Origin of the sequence: Granulicella mallensis (assembly GCF_014203225.1) — a bacterium.
GTDB classification, from domain to species: Bacteria; Acidobacteriota; Terriglobia; order Terriglobales; family Acidobacteriaceae; genus Granulicella; species Granulicella mallensis_A.
This window is the reverse complement of sequence record NZ_JACHIO010000003.1, coordinates 241,763-257,785: the sequence shown is the minus strand read 5'-3', so window position 1 is coordinate 257,785 and position 16,023 is coordinate 241,763. Positions and strand designations below refer to the sequence as shown.

Annotated in this window: 8 protein-coding genes; 2 read left to right on the top strand and 6 right to left on the bottom strand. The window is 55.1% G+C overall.

Going from position 1 to position 16,023, the window contains the following annotated elements; genetic code table 11:
- Positions 1 to 288 precede the first annotated feature (288 nt).
- Positions 289 to 2,478: a glycoside hydrolase family 3 protein gene (locus tag HDF15_RS04365; protein ID WP_184253119.1), complete on the top strand. Its 2,190-nt coding sequence runs from the start codon at positions 289 to 291 to the stop codon at positions 2,476 to 2,478.
- A 359-nt stretch (positions 2,479 to 2,837) separates the two neighbouring features.
- Here the strand turns inward: HDF15_RS04365 and HDF15_RS04360 are convergent, their stop codons facing one another.
- The 6 genes from HDF15_RS04360 to HDF15_RS04335 all read right to left on the bottom strand — a co-directional run bounded on the left by HDF15_RS04360 (position 2,838) and on the right by HDF15_RS04335 (position 11,965).
- Entirely contained in the window at positions 2,838 to 3,728 is an 891-nt protein-coding gene (locus HDF15_RS04360) for a PhzF family phenazine biosynthesis protein (protein WP_184253117.1), read from the bottom strand.
- A 146-nt stretch (positions 3,729 to 3,874) separates the two neighbouring features.
- Positions 3,875 to 6,175: a beta-glucosidase BglX gene (bglX, locus tag HDF15_RS04355; RefSeq protein WP_184253115.1), complete on the bottom strand. Its 2,301-nt coding sequence runs from the start codon at positions 6,173 to 6,175 to the stop codon at positions 3,875 to 3,877.
- Between the two features lie 59 nt (positions 6,176 to 6,234).
- Positions 6,235 to 7,383 carry an acyltransferase gene (locus HDF15_RS04350; protein ID WP_184253113.1) on the bottom strand — a complete coding sequence of 383 codons (1,149 nt, stop codon included), beginning with the start codon at positions 7,381 to 7,383 and terminating at the stop codon, positions 6,235 to 6,237.
- Between the two features lie 61 nt (positions 7,384 to 7,444).
- Complete coding sequence (locus HDF15_RS04345) at positions 7,445 to 9,658, bottom strand: glycoside hydrolase family 3 C-terminal domain-containing protein (RefSeq protein WP_184253111.1); 2,214 nt, start codon at positions 9,656 to 9,658, stop codon at positions 7,445 to 7,447.
- A gap of 269 nt (positions 9,659 to 9,927) precedes the next feature.
- Entirely contained in the window at positions 9,928 to 10,458 is a 531-nt protein-coding gene (locus HDF15_RS04340) for a dihydrofolate reductase family protein (RefSeq protein ID WP_184253109.1), read from the bottom strand.
- Positions 10,459 to 10,714: 256 nt separating this feature from the next.
- Complete coding sequence (locus tag HDF15_RS04335) at positions 10,715 to 11,965, bottom strand: hypothetical protein (RefSeq protein ID WP_184253107.1); 1,251 nt, start codon at positions 11,963 to 11,965, stop codon at positions 10,715 to 10,717.
- A 340-nt stretch (positions 11,966 to 12,305) separates the two neighbouring features.
- On the opposite strand from HDF15_RS04335, the gene HDF15_RS04330 reads away from it, so the two are divergent.
- Entirely contained in the window at positions 12,306 to 15,716 is a 3,411-nt protein-coding gene (locus tag HDF15_RS04330) for a TonB-dependent receptor (protein WP_184253105.1), read from the top strand.
- Positions 15,717 to 16,023 lie beyond the last annotated feature (307 nt).

The following is a 16,023-nucleotide window of genomic DNA, read 5'->3' as shown; positions in this document are numbered from 1 at the left end:
GCATACAGCCGTCCATACTGGCGCTGAGTCCAGACTTAAGTGATTGTCGCAACAGGGGCTTGCACGACATCGGTCTGCTCCATACGCGATGGTGCTTATCCAGAAATGAAGAGGCAAGTATTGTGATACTGGGCAATCACGCTGGGAAACCATGCCGACGGGAAGAGCTCGATACAAAGCATTGGATCGGATACTCTTCGGCTTCACGACATAGCGACGATCGCCGCGGTCGAAAGGACCGAAGCTTTGGATTTGAGGGAAAGTTCATTGAGAATGCGAAGGAATGATATGCAGCCTAATCGAGTATGGATTGCAGTGCTTCTGGTGATGTCTTTTGCCGTTTCCCTCACGATAACGCCGAAGGCCCAGGAGAGCGGGATAACAAATGACGCTGTCTGGCGGCGCGCAGATGAACTACTGAAGAAGTTGACGCTCGACGAGAAGCTTCAGTTGATTCTCTCCAGGTATCCCTCCAATGCCTCGCCAGGTGGCGGAGGCGGATATATCGAGGGTGTAACGAGGCTCCATATTCCCGGGATCAATATCTCCGATTCGGCCACAGGTTCAGGGAGCACAACCCAGCCGAGCTCTACTTTCCCTGCGACGATTGCACTTGCTGCCAGTTGGGACAGGCAGTTGTCTTATGACTACGGGAGTGAAATAGCGATCCAGTTGCGCGCCCAGGGATTCGCAATGGGTCTTGGCGGAGGTGCAAATCTCACAAGAGAGCCCAGAGGAGGCAGAGCCTTCGAGTACTTAGGCGAAGATCCACTCCTCGCGGGGGAACTGTTGGCGGCGCGCACGAAAGGGACTCAGAGCCAGAAGGTAATGGCGTCGATCAAACACTTTGCGGGAAATGAACAGGAGACAAACCGCATAGGTGGAGACAGCCGCATCGATGACCGCACCCTGCGAGAGCTTTATTTATTACCTTTTGAAATCGCCGTTGAACAGGGCCATCCGGCAAGCGTTATGTGCAGCTATAACCGGCTGAATGCCGAGTATGCCTGCGAGAATTCGGTGCTTCTTACGAACATTCTGAAAACGCAATGGCACTTTCCGGGCCAGGTACAGTCGGACTGGGGAGCGACTCACACGACGGCAAAGGCGATCAACTCCGGACTTGATGAAGAAGAAGGAAGCGATGCGGGCCCTTCTTACTTCGGGCGTGTCCCAGTCCTGTTTGCGTTGGCCAACCATGACATCACCCAGGAGCGGGTCAACGATATGGTGCGCCGCAAACTCTACGCAATGATCTCTTCCGGCGTGATGGATCATCCTCCCCTCGGTGGAGAAAAGATTGATTTCGATGCGACGCGGACCTTTGCACAATCCGTAGAGGAACAATCCATCGTATTGCTCAAGAACGATCGTCAGCAGCTTCCGCTATCAGCCTCAAAGCTGAAGCGTATTGCGGTCATCGGCTCCCATGCAGACGTAGCTGTGATGTCTGGTGGTGGTTCTGGAGACACGATGCATCCGGTGACGGGCTCGTTCACTGGGTGTGAAGGTCTGGAATTCGTCGACCATAATGGCTGCGGATGGTGGCGCAGTCCGTGGCTGAAGGTTCCTGTACCCCTGACAAAAGCCATTCGCGACCTATCGCCGGCCAGCGAAGTCGAATTTTCTGGGGTCCAGGACGAGCACGCTCCCTTCCGCGCCTATAGTCCGGGCGAAATCGCCGATGCAGTCGCGCTGGCACGCCGGTCAGACCTCGCGATTATCGTAGTCGCGCAGCCCGCTGGAGAAGACTTCGGAGATTTGAGGACTCTCAGTCTGCAGAACCCCTCGAACCAGAATGAACTGGTAGAGGCTGTTGCAAGCGCCAACCCTCATACGATCGTTGTAATCGAAAGTGGTAATCCGATTTTGATGCCGTGGAAAGATAAGGTCGCGGCGATCGTCGAAGCCTGGTATCCAGGCGAAGCTGGAGGCAAAGCGATCGCCAATGTCTTGTTTGGCAAGGTGGATCCTTCCGGCAAGCTGCCGTTTACGTTTCCTGCCCGGGACGAGGACACCCCCACCTGGGGAGCTACCGGCGTCCTTTCTAAAGATCCTGTCTATTCCGAAAAACTCAATATAGGCTATCGCTGGTACGACGCCAAGAAACTTGCACCGCTTTTTGAGTTCGGCTACGGGCTGTCGTATACCCACTTTACATACTCGGACCTCTCCCTGAAACGCGATCCGGATCACACTCTCCACGTGTCGTTCACGGTCAAGAATGACGGCACTGTTGAGGGTGCAGAAGTTCCGCAGGTCTACCTGGGAATTGATTATGCGGGGGAACCGCCTCTGCGATTGGGTGGCTGGAGCAAGATTCATTTGAAGCCTGGAGCAAGCCAACAGGTCGATATGACGGTCTCGCCCAGGACCCAAAGCGTTTGGGACACGTCCGCCACGGATTGGCGGTACATTCCGGACGCCGTGACCTACGTGGGCTCCTCCTCGCGAGACATACGCTTGAAAGGGCGATGATCTGCAACGGAGAACAACATCAGGCAGGACAGGTGTGGTGAGTCGTTAATTCGTTGAAGAACCAGCGTTACCCCATAGCGCGAAGCGCAAACCGTGACGCTTTAGCGTCGCGGGACGGAGGGAGCCGTAGCCTTTAGGCTACGGAATAAGAGCCAGGCAAGAATTGGGCTTTAGCCCCGGGCCTTTTGTTCGCAGCCGAAAGAAGGCCCGGGCCTAAAGGCCGCATCTTTGCCAGCCCCTTATTCCGTAGCCTAAAGGCTACGGCTCCCTCCGTCTCCCTGATGCTGAAGCATCAGGGAACGCGCTTCGCGCTGTGATGAACAGACCCTCTGTCTTTAACGAATTAATGACTCACCACACTAGATGTGAAGCGTACCTTCCATGACCGTGATAGCTCGGCCTGCCAGCCGCAAAACATCGTCTTCAATCTCAACCTCTAAAACGCATGGGCGCTTCATCTCATACCCTTGTTCAATGAAAAGAGTTTTCCTGTTCCCGGCGATTCCGTATCTCAGCATGAAGCCGGCCAGAGGTACAGCAGCAGTCGCAGTAGCGGCCTCCTCGACAATCCCTTGTGCTGGATTGAAAAATCGAGCATGCGCGACGGAGGATGGTAACTCGGAGTCATCCAGGCAATAGAGGTAACATCCCTCTCCGTCTACTTCTTGTAGGAGGCGTTTGAGTTGTTGAGGGTCTGGTTGAGCCTTGGTTACGATCTCTCGATCTATTACTGGGACAAGCAGATGAGCTACTCCCGTTGAAACTACCTGTGCCGGCAAAGACAACATGATGTCCTCGTCCTCTACTCCAAGGGCATCGGCAAGCTTCGGAAGATCTTCACAAACAGCTCCGTATACAGGAGACATATGCGTAAGGGCAACCGTGACAGGCTGGCTGTGCTGGCAGCGAACTTCCACAGGCAAGAGCTCCCCGCCAATCTCCTGCATGAAGTGATTGCGGCCTTCATCCAGCATAAGATCTCCGGACTTGGCCAGCCACCACCACGCGCCGAGCGAATTGTGTCCTACGCCGAAGACCTCGTGGCCAGTGGTAGTGAAAGATCTCAACCTCCAATCCGCGAAATCATTTTTGGGCGGAAGAATGAATGTCGTCGCGACCTGATTAAGCTCTCCCGCGATTCGCCGCATGGTGGGTTCATCCAGCGTCTCGGCATGAGGGACAATTGCGACGGGGCTCCCTCCTGGCGGGCGTTCTGTGAAGGCGTCGACAAGGGCATACCGGATTTGCATAGTGTCCTCTTTAGAGCGGGACGTTCCTCTTCTAAAGGTTGTAGTGACGGAGCTTGGTGCGGATCGGCTCATCGAAAAACTTCACCGCAACCCACGCGAAGAGGATCACGAACGATGCCAGTAGCAAAGCAACGTGCACCGAACGTTTATTGCGTGGTTTTAAATTCCGCGTGAAGACTTGCCGTTGAATCTCCTCCGGCCCACACATCGAAATCGGTGGGTTCCACCACCCAGGTTTTCGACTGCGGACTCCAGAAATGCAGTTGTTCCGTTCCAAGAGGAAACCTGAGAGTTTTGGTTTCTCCCGCCTGGAGGAGAACCCGCTCAAATCCCTTGAGTTCGCGAACGGGGCGAGAGGCCGAACCATAGCGTTGATGAATATAAATCTGTGCAACAGCATCCCCTGCGATAGAGCCCGTATTCGTGACGTCGACGCTTACCTCGTTGCTATCGCTCACGCTCATGCTGTTCTTGCTGAGATGGAGGTTGGAGAATTTGAACGCCGTGTAGCTGAGGCCGTACCCGAAAGGGTAAAGCGGTTTGGAAGCGACATCCCAATAGCGTGACGTGAATCCAGGGCGATCTTCGGGATCATGGGTCAACGTGTGGTTGTAGTAAAGTGGCTCGACGCCCGATGCGCCCGGCCAACTTACCGGCAGCTTCCCGCCAGGATTCACATCCCCGAACAGTACGTCGGCCACGGCATTGCCACCTTGTGTGCCTGGGTACCAGGCCTCGAGGATTGCCGGCACGTGTTCAGAGGCCCAGTGAATATCGAGTGGCCGGCCATTTTCAAGCACGAGCACCACCGGCTTGCCAACGCTAACAGCAGCTTCTAGCATCTGCTCCTGGATTCCTGGCAGATCCAGGCTGGCTCGCGAAGCCGCTTCGCCGCTCATGTTCGCCGTTTCACCCATGACGGCCACGACGAGATCAGCGTCGGCGGCCGCTGCTTTGGCCTTGGCAATCCAGTCGGCGGTTTCTTGAGGAGTAGGCGGAGGTAAAGCCTTTGTACCTAGAAACTGATCCAACATCCCGGTATAGACCTTCGACGGCTGAGGCCCGGCGACAAGCGTGATTTGCGTATCGGCACCCAGCCTATTTTTGATACCGGCAAGCACAGTCACCGGATGACTCTTGGACCCCTTTCCGAAGAGGCCCTCCACCGTCCATCCGCCCTCGATATCATGGGACGCATCTGCGAGAGGGCCAATCACCGCAATCTTTTTCAGCCCCTTCGACAAGGGAAGAGTTTGGTTCTCATTGCGAAGCAGCACCATGGAACGTCCTGCCAGTTTGCGCTCGAGCGCGATACCTTCCGGACGGTTCAGGACCGCATCGACACTGGCTTCGTCGACGTAGGGATGGTCGAAGAGTCCTAGATCAAACTTCGCCTCCAGAATCGGCAACACCATCTGGTCGATGTAGGCTTCGCTGACTTTGCCCTCTTTCACTACCTTTGCAAGATTGTGTGTGTAGGTGAGACTCGCCATATCCATGTTCAGGCCTGCAGTGATCGCCTTATAGGCCGCATCTTCGCTATCGCTCGCGTAACCATGGGTAACGAGGTTTCCGACTGCAAAGGCATCCGAAAGCACAATACCCTGGAACCCCCAATCCTTCCGGAGAACGTCGGTCAGGAGCCAATGGTTGCCAGTCGCCGGCACGTCGTTCAGGTCCATATAGGCACTCATAACTCCGCCAGCCCCAGCCTGAACCGCTGCATGAAAGGGAACCAGGTAAAGATTGCGAAGTAATTCCTCCGGCACATAGGAAGAGTCATAGTCGCGGCCGCCGTCGGCTGCACCGTAACCGGCAAAATGCTTTACGGTCACCAGTACGCTGTTCTGTCCAAGCTTCGTGCCTTGGAATCCACGGACCTGTGCTTGAGCCATTGCGGAACCAAGAACCGGATCCTCTCCGGCACCTTCCACGATGCGACCCCACCGAGCGTCACGCGCGATATCGACCATCGGCGTAAAAGTCCAATCAATCCCGGCAGCGCGTGCATCCTGTGCCGCCAGATGTTGTGCCTGCTCCTCGACCGATGGGTCCCACGAAGACGCCATCGCCAGCGGTACTGGAAAGACGGTTCGATATCCATGAATCACATCAAAACCAAAGATGATCGGAATATGAAGCCGCGACTTTTCGACCGCGATATGCTGAAGGCGATTGATCTCCTTGACGTCCATCTGCCAAAGAATCGAGCCTACTCCGCCGTTGGCAATGAGATCATCTGGTTTTTCTTTAGCGATGCCAGGCGCCACTAGACCGGACGATTCATTGAGTTGACCGACCTTTTCGTCGAGAGTCATTTGCTTCAGGAGAGACTCGGCCTTCTGTTTGGCCTCAGCACTGAAGGGACTTGTCTGTGCCCCGGCGGAAATGACACCAGAGACTGCGACAAAAAAAAGAGCGATTGCAGAATACTTTTTCAACATCATGTTTTTGTCCTCCGTTTTTCGAAAATAAATCGGCTTCTATGCTGCGATTATTTGGGGTACTATGCTGCTGCCCGCTTTATGCCATAGCGGCGGGTCAGCCACGCACGAACAGGCTCATCGAAGTACTTAAGAACTAGCCATGCTACAGCAATCACGAATGGCAGAAGCAGGAAGATATAAGTCAGCAGCACGGACTTGGACGGATGTCTCGTATGAGCGAAGTTCGCAATGATATATACGAACGCGATATGTGTGATGTAGAGGGGATAGGAGAGCCTGCCGCTGAACTTGCACAACCTCATCATGCCTGCACCGGCATCAGAGTGCGCGCCACAAATAATGATGAGCGGGAATAAGAACAGCACGCACGCAGCATCATAGAGACCATTGAAAGAAAGCCCGCCTGCGTTGGGGAGCTTTGGCGCCTGAAAGATGACCACAAGAAGAATCGAAAGAACCAGGAGTCCAATTTTGGGACGGCGGATACGAGCCTGAATACGGTACAGCCACAGGCCCATCACAAAAGAGACGGTCAACCGCAGGGGTGCCATCCAGATCTCCGGGTATCCCCAGCCTCCATCCAGCGAACCTTTCATATTAGCGGTCCATATGAGCAGCAGTCCGGAGACTCCGAAGATGATTCCGAGTGTGAGCGCACGCAGCCGGCGAAGAATCAGAGCATACGCGATATTCCCGAGATACTCCTGCATGAGGGACCACGCTGGCCCATTCAGTGCCTGGCTTTCGTTCTGCCGTCCCCCTACTGGCGGAGAAGGCAACAGGAGAAGTGAAGTCACATAGGCCAGCAGTAACATCGGCGCTGAGGTGTGGTTTATCCCCTTGCCGAAGGGATCGAAAAGATAGCCAAGAAGACCAAAGGTTGCGCCCACCAGCACCAACGGATGAAGCCGAATGAGCCGGATGCGAAAGAATTGGAGGGTAGACATTCGTGTCCATCGGTCATCGTAGGCATAGGCGACGACAAAGCCGGAGAGCCCGAAGAAGAAATCGACTGCCAGGTAGGCATGGTGCATCAGGCTTAGAGGAGTATCCCAGCCAAAGGAGTAATTGAAGACGTGAAAGATCACAATCAGAATGGCTGCACTGCCTCTCAATCCATCCAACACCTCAAAGTGCTCTTTCCCGGTGCTTGTCCGATCGACTCGAACTGCACTACCCGTCTGACCCAGGGTTGATACGTCGTTCATTTGAGAGGTCTCCTTATGCGTTTCGTCTTTCCAGTCTCGAAGTGGTATTCGGTGAAGACCCTCAGCGAACCTGAAGGCTCGCTTTCAAAGGGGTGCTCTCTGAAGCCGGTCCAACCAGGATTCCGTATTCGCCGTTCGTAAGCATCCATGTGTTCTTCGATTCGTCGAAGGTCTGCAGTTCCTGTGGATCGATGGCTACGGTGACATCCTGTGACTCGCCAGGCGCGAGCGTGACACGCTTCCAACCGACCAGGCGTTTGAACGATTCATCAGCTTCTTTGGGAAGTGTGGCGTAGACTTCCGCGATCTCAGTCCCTGTCCTTTTGCCCGTATTTTTGACTGTAAAGCGGACTGTTTTCGCGGATGAATCGACGCTTAGGCCGGAATACGCGTAGGACGTATACGAAAGGCCAAAACCGAACGGAAACAACGGTTGTTTATGCTGGGCTTCGTACCACTTGTAGCCGACCTCTGAACCTTCGTCGTAGTGGACGGCATAACTGGAGACACGCGTTTCGGAGTTCACAGCATAATGTCCTTGTCCTTCGTCATTCGGAGGGAGGTCCGCGATTAAAGGGCGAGGAAGATCCGCCTCCCCCTTGGGGAAGGTCATCGCCAGCTTGCCAGACGGATTGACGTCCCCGAGAAGGATGTTTGCTAACGCCTTGTGCCCGGCGCTGCCCGCATACCAAACCTCAACAACCCCGGCCACCTTGTCGAGCCAGGGCATCGTAACGGCAGTCCCGGTCTCAAGAACAACGATCGTATGCGGATTGGCCGCCGCTATCTGCGCGATCAGCGTATCCTGGCTGTCCGGAAGCGAAAGGTTCGGCAGGTCCATCCCTTCGGACTCCCACTGATAGGCGAAGACAATCGCCACATCCGCGGTCTTGGCTAAAGCTGCCGCTGACTGCAGATCCGTTCCCGGGTTAAATTCAATTCTTGTGTTCGGCAACTTCGCTCGCAAAGCCTGTAAGGGGGAAGTCGGAAACCAGATATGGTCCTGCCAATGTGTTTCGCCTTTACCAGGGGGCATAATGGCATTGCCGTCAGGCGGGTCAACTTGTGCAGAACCACCACCGGAGATCATTCCTACATCCGCGTGGCCGCCGATGATTGCAATGCTGTGGACCTTGGACGGAAGGATGGGGAGCACGGCCTGGTTGTTCTTTAGGAGAACGATGCTCTTTTCTTCGACACGCTGCGCAACCTCAAGCCCTTTTTCTACGTTGACTACACTCTTATGCGGAGGATCATCGACGATGCCAGCTAAAAACTCCGCGTACAAGACCCTGCGAGCATGGTCATCGATCTCGGACAGAGGTACTCTCCCTGCTTCTACCGCCTCCTTTAACTTCGGTCCGAAGTAGTCGGCCATAGGCTGCTCTTGATCGAGTCCGGCAGAGGACGCCTTCTCCGTACTGTGCGTGCCGCCCCAATCCGAGATCACGAAGCCCTTGAATCCCCAATCCTTCTTGAGAACATCCTGCAGCGTGTAGGAATTTTCACAACCGAAGTCGCCATTGATTCGGTTATAAGAGCACATCACGGCGCCGGGATTGGCGATAGAGATCGCAATATGAAAGGCCAATAGATCGGACTCCTGCATCGCGCGTTTCGAGATGACAGAATTCACAATGAATCGTCCTGTCTCCTGGTCGTTGACGGCGTAGTGCTTGATATCGCCGATGACGTGTTGCTCCTGCTCGCACTTCATCATGTTGCCAACAACAGTGCCGGCCAGAAGCGGATCTTCGCCCGCGTACTCGAAGGTCCGCCCGTTCCGGGGTTCGCGGGTGAGATTCACGCCGCCTCCCAGGCTCACATCGAAACCTTGAGCCCGAAGTTCGCCGCCGAGCACTTCGCCGAACTGGCACGCGGACTCTGGATCCCAGCTCGAAGCTGCACCCAGGTTGGAAGGCATCGCCGTCGAGTATCTTCCATTCGCGCCGCTGGCTCTCACGCCGTAGCCGGCATCCGAGATAATCAGGGGAGGAATACCCAGGCGCTCGACGCCTTGAGTGTAACCAGCGCCGCCATTGGTGAGAGGGGTTAGAGGCATCCGCCACTGCGACTCGCCCGACATGCCGTTGCCATGTACCAGCGCCAACTTTTCATCCAGAGTCAGTTCTTTCAGGACCAGCTCTGAGCGCTCCCCTGGAGACAGTTGGGAATCCATCCAAGGCCGCTTCGTTTCCTGAGCCGACGCGCTGGCGACTCCAAGGATGGCTGCCGTAAAAATCAATAGGGGAAGTTGCGAGCTGCTCTTCTGCATCGTGTCTCCAGGCCGCCCCGGCGATGCTGCGATGGCAAGGATCAAGGCCAGAAGACATCGCGGCGGTGCGAGAAGGGCGACTACGATTGCAGAATCTAATGGGAAGGAGGGGATGTAAAAGCTCCAACGGGTAGGAGCACGGCTCTATCCCCATAACCATATATTTATCTTGAAGTTACCGTTAGAGGGGTGGGCCGTCACAAGGTACGTATCATACGGCAAAATCAGTGAGATACGCTGCGGTACAGTCCAGCGGGCGAGTTGAGCGACTAGGCAGGAACGTATGTCAACCGAATCACGTCCTCGGTAATTAGATCGCTGGCAACAAGGCGGAGCGGCGGCCGCGGGCCGGAGAAGAATGGCTTGCCGTGACCAAGCACGATGGGGCGCAAGTAGAGCCGATACTCATCAATAAGACCAAGGTCGGTTAGGCTTCCAGCCAGGTCTGGTCCGGCAATGTCAATCTCCCCAGCTTGCTGCTCCTTCAGCCCGCGTATTGCCGCCCCGATGTCATCCCCGACAAGTGTGGCATTGGGTCCGGCCGACTTCAACGTGCGCGACGCAACCCACTTCGGCAGGTTCCGCCACATCGCCGCGAAGTCGCGGTCCTCCGCGTCCCAGTCCGGAACGTCTTCTTCCCAATAACGCATGATCTCGTACGTGTGGCGACCGTACACAACGCCCGTCAGGTTGCGCACATGTTCTATGAAGTGACGAGAGAGCGAAGGACCTGGTCTCATTGCAAGATGGTCGACGTAGCCATCCAAAGACTGTTGCAATCCATAGACGATCTTTGCCATAGTACAAAACCTCCGCCCAGGTTCTTCAAAATAGCTGAGGCGACAATACGCGAAGGTGAGGTTAGGCAGCAAACTGCACGCCGCTTTGTTTTGTCGAAGGTTTCTGCGCAAGTACCAAGCGTCAGATTCTATCCACTAAAGCAAATCTCCTGTAGGTGTATAGCGAAGCCACGACACTTATGGCCGTTTTTCCCCAGAAAAACGGTACTGCACGCCCGGTTCAACTTCCTAGCAACAGGAGATTTGCTCTAGTGACTTACCGCCAGGTCTCGACAGCGAGCACCGTGGGAGGGCCTGCGTGGCCTTCGATGACATTCGTTTCGATCACCGCTTCCAGGTTGAGCTGGTCCCAGTTCTTAGGCGCCTTCTTCAACATCTCATCGAGATACGCAGGCTTGAAGACTACCTCGCTGGCGGCTTCGGTACCTTCCCCTAGAATCCCCGCAATGATAATGACTGGCTGGCCCGTTACTCTGTCATGAATCCTGGCGATGATGGCATAGTCCTTTGCCAGCTTTGTGTAAGGCACCTGCCATTGGAGGGTCCAAAACCTCTTCTCGGGACTCTTGCGGTCTACGAGCCTTCGTACCTGCGAATCGTACTCGAATCCGAAGGGTAGATCCTGGGTAATCCGCATGGTCCAAACGTTATCGAAGGCACCAATGAGCACGACGGGGCCTTCGCGTAGCTGCGTATAGCCGATCTCTGAATCGGAAACAACGCGAAAATCGCCGCCCTTGGGGACGAGAGGAACAATGGATCGCGCCAACGTGATCACGTCCGAGACATCGAGCCGGCCATAGAGGGGCATCCCGTTTGGCGTTGTGCGCTCTCGATCGACCGCATCGATCGGTTGTCCCAGGCAGTATGTGACCTTGCTTGAAGCCGCTGTTATCGGTTCCCAAAAACGTTCCAGGTTCGACAGCTTCCGAGGGATTTGGATACGGCCCATTCCGAATCCTGCGAGAAGGGCCAACAGTAATAATGTTGCGGTAGATATCCATCGATGCCTGGTCAGCACGGGAGGAGGTAGAGCTGCCTCGGCAGATTTAGACTCGGTTGCGGGAGAGCCCTGAGGGGTCGCCCCGTTTCTCTGCGAGACCAGCGATCCGGATTCGAGGTTCACGGAGACCGTTGGATCCCGGAATGAGGGAACGTAGGAGCCTGCCGAAAGTTCGACGATCAGCTCTCCGGCATGATCCGTATTGTAGTAGTACTGGATCAACCTCTTCCGGACTTCGGCCGCTGTCGTACGGACGACTGGATCAAGGTTTACATCGTAGTTTGGCTCACGTCCAAAGGCCTCCACCCCTATCGTCCGTTCCTTTAAATCGCCTGCATTGCCTCGCAGCGTTTGCTCGACCGTGTAAGCCAGAAACACGGGGTAGCGCTTGCTGTTTGCGAATAGCGGGTGTGCAAGGAGCCGTTTAAGCTGTTCGCGGACAGCACTGGCATCTGGCGCGAGACTCTGTCCAGCCTCTTTTTCGGATTGTGGCAACAATGGCATCGTGAGTTCTGCTGATTCTCTTCCTGCTTTTCGGGTTTGGAGACGGGCGCTGCGTCCACCTCGACGCGTTGCCACGCAAAAGCAGGGACGCAGTACCTACCGACGACGGCATAGAGCCGGGACCCAACAGCAACCCCTCATTATTCCATATTGACAACCAGGATTTGGGGGTATCATACATTCCTTTTGATCCCCTGGCTACCTGCGGTAAGTCCTTCAAAAAGAGGTACCTATCCAGCAGGGAATTGGTTCCTACCCGATAGCTCTTATGACGTTGTGCCGTAGTGAATAGAGTCATCCTTTCTGATTCCGCGGAACGAAAGTCGTCATGAGATTCCCCATGTCAGCCAACAGCAACTCATACAGGATCGGCATTCTTATCTCGCTTTATGTCGTTTTGAGAATGCTTTTTCCTTTTAATAACGCGCACTCGTTTGCTGTTTGGGCGCAGGCGCCAACCTCAAATTGGAATGGTGTGCTTCGCACGGACCGGTTCCTGCCTGCACGCGAGGGAACGGTGTTGCTCGACTCGGGCACGAATCACTATTCCGCAGCTGTAAATACAGAAGGGGCTTTTTCGTTCCAAAGCCTGAATGCCGGCCTCTACTCCGTGACTGTTCGTTCCGCGGGGAACTTCTACCGCAGCGCGACCCAGGTCTCTATCCCCTCAGCGGCTGTAGGCGTAACGCTCAAGCTGGGCCGCGACGGCTCGGTGGAGATGGTCAACACGGAGATCGGAAGAGTCGTTGACACCGATCAACTCACGAATAAGGGAGTGAGCGAAATCCCGCTCAATAAAAGAGACTTCAGCCAAATTCTGCTACTCGCTGCGGGAACGTCCAGCGACACCAATGGAGCCTCAAACTTCACCCAGCAGTTCGCGATCAACGGCCAGCGCGGTGTGGAGGCAACTTTCTCTCTCGATGGAGCGGACATCAGTGACCCGGAGATGGGTGGCGGGACGTTCACTAATTTCAACGTTGACGCGATACTTGACCTGAAATCGTCGTCCGGGGTGATGCCGGCCGACATAGGTCGTGGCGCCTCTGGCTATACCGATATTTTGACTCGATCCGGAACAAGCGACCTGCATGGATCGTTCTTCGAGTTTCTGAGAAACTCCGCGCTCGATGCCCGCAACTACTTCGATCATCCTTCCCCGGTAAGTCCGGGACGCATTCCACCTTTCAGAAGAAATGAGTTTGGATTTACGAATGGCGGCCCTGTTCCGATCTCTCGTTGGCTCGGCAACAGTAAGCAGATCTTTTACTTCATCGAGTACCAGGGCTTCCGCCAGGTCCTGGGAACGACCCAGGTTCTTTCTGTTCCAACCGCAGAACAGCGATCGGGCATGGATACGACGGCATTCCCAGGGGACACGCTCTTTGTTCCGGTGAACTCCTCGATCAGCCAGATACTGGCGCGATACCCGCTGCCTGACTATTCAGCCGGAACCTTTGGAGCGAACACATACGCAACTTCATCCAAAGTGAACACGGACGCAGATCAGTTTTCCGGCAGGCTTGATTTTCAAAGCGGCGCCAGGGACCACTGGATGGCGCGATTCTCTCTCGACAATCTCAGCGGCCCAACGACGAATCCGGATCAAACGGTGATAGATCCGAGCTTCGGCGTGGAATATGTCGATCACCAGCGCAATGGCGTGCTGACATGGATACACACTGCATCGCCGACTCTCATGTTCGAGTCGGCGCTGAGTGCCATTCGAACGACCCCCTCTTTTCCAACCCCCAATACCACTGACCCGGCCGTCAAATTCAACGACGCTCTCTTCGAGCCGTTCAATGCCCCAGGCGGTTCTGTCTCCAGAGACTACGGAAACTTATTCCAGGCTCGCGAGAATGTAACGTTCTCGCGCAACGCCCATACGGTCAAGCTTGGTGCGGAGATTCGACTGAACCGTGACTCCGGCTACTTCGGAACCAGCCCAAACGGGGAATATGACTTTGGCGGAGGAACAGCCTACTCCGCAGTTAAAATCACATCGGCAAGCGGTTCTCACACGATCAATATTGGAGATCCTTTGCCTGATACCCTGTCAGCGTTCCTTACCGGAAGCGCGTTCGCGTACACACGAGCTGTTGCGCCTGCTTATTTCTCAAATGGCCAAAATATAGGTGCCACTGGGGTAAACAGAACGGCAATCGCCGCCTACGTGGAAGATACCTGGAAAGCTACAAGCCGCCTTACGATCGGCTATGGACTGCGCTTCGAGCTCTACACGCCGATATCGGATCGGGCTCACCGCACTTCCGGATTTTACCCATCTCCTGGCGGAGGCCAGGTTTTCTTGATTAATCCTGAACCCAGGTACCGTACTCGAATGAACAATTGGGCGCCTCGTCTGCAAGCTGACTACCGCTTGAGCCCGGCCCTGATACTCCATGCCGGTGCAGCTTTGACCACGATTCCCCCCAATCTTTGGCAAGACAACATGATCACGGGCAATCTGCCGTTCGTGTTCTACCCCCGAGTGACGGCTGGACCGACGGCATTTGTCCCCTACGGATTTCAGTTCACTCCGGCGCAGTTACCCCGCGTCTATACCCCCGACGGTACCGACATCTTTGCCAATCGACGGCCCAACGATGTCCCCGCCAACACGGAAGTTGATATCGATCGTCTGGAGCAGGGAATTGCAGATGCTTCCGACGGAGAAACAACTCCGCTCAATGTAGGGGGAATCAGCAGGAACTTTGGGAACGCGGGGCTCGGCACGTGGTCCCTTGGCCTGGAACAGTCCCTGGGACAAGTGACGCTCTCTGCCACTTATATAGGCACAACCGCTTATAGGCTTCCGCGCGTCGCATTTCCCAACGCCTATCCTGGCGCGACAGCGCAATTTGCACCTTATACGAACTTCAATGCCGTCGGCCAGGCTGTAGGCGGGTTCGGAACCGAAGGCGAGATGACGGCGACTTCGCACTCCTCGTACAACGCTCTACAGGTCTCAGGGCAGGGGCGAACTCCGCATGGTGGACCTGCCTTCCAGGCGAACTACACCTGGTCGAAGTCGATCGACGATACCAGCAGTGTTGGCGGGACCTCAGCCACCAGCACCGTGGGAGCCATAGCGCAGGCAGCGCCTCAAAATCCTTTCGATACTCACCCGGAACGCGGTCCGTCCGTATTCGACACAACGAATTCATTCTCACTGAGTCTCACGCAGTCTCTTCCGGTTGATGCGATCCACCCATTGAATCACGTGAGCCGTAAACTTACTCACGGCTGGCAGTTGATCAGTATTTCATCGCTGTCTGGCGGTACACCTTTTACCGTTTATTCGGGAATTCAGCAAACGGGTGCAGGGTCGGCCAATACGGACAGGCCCGATCAGATCGCAAAGCCATCGTTATCCACTGCGAGGTCCAAGAGAGAGGACTACTTCGGGCGTGGAAGCGATAATGCTTCTTTTTTCTCAATACCAATTAACGTTCCGGGAGGAACGGGGCCTAATCATGGGAGCTTTGGAACTCTCGGACGGAATACTTTCCGAGGGCCAGCCTATTACGATTATGACTTTTCTTTGGTCAAAGACACCCCGATCGGAAGAAGACGATCTGGAGCTGAACTCACCAACTTGCAGTTCAAGGCTGAGTTTTTCAATCTGTTCAACATCGTGAACATGGGGCTTCCGTCGAACACAATCCTTGGGGCGGGCTTTGGCCAGATCAATCGAACGAATGGCAACTCCCGTCAGATTCAGTTTTCTCTGAAGCTCGAATACTAAAGATCTTCAAGGACCCACAGCGATAGTGTTTTTGTCTTTGTCTTTGCTTCTGAGATAGGTCCGGGCTTCAGCCCGGACATTCAAGACGGTCAATAAAGTGGGCTTCAGCCCCTGGGATAGGCTCTCCTCTCCGCAGGCAGAGAGGCCAAGAGATAGGAAGGCCTGTCCCAGGGGCTGAAGCCCACTTTATGTTGCTCCCGTAATGCCCGGGCTAAAGCCCGGGCCTATCTCAGAAGCAAAGACAAAGCGTAGTCGTCGATTCGTCAGCCACTACCTGGCCCCTATAATCGGCTTCCCGGAACGGATC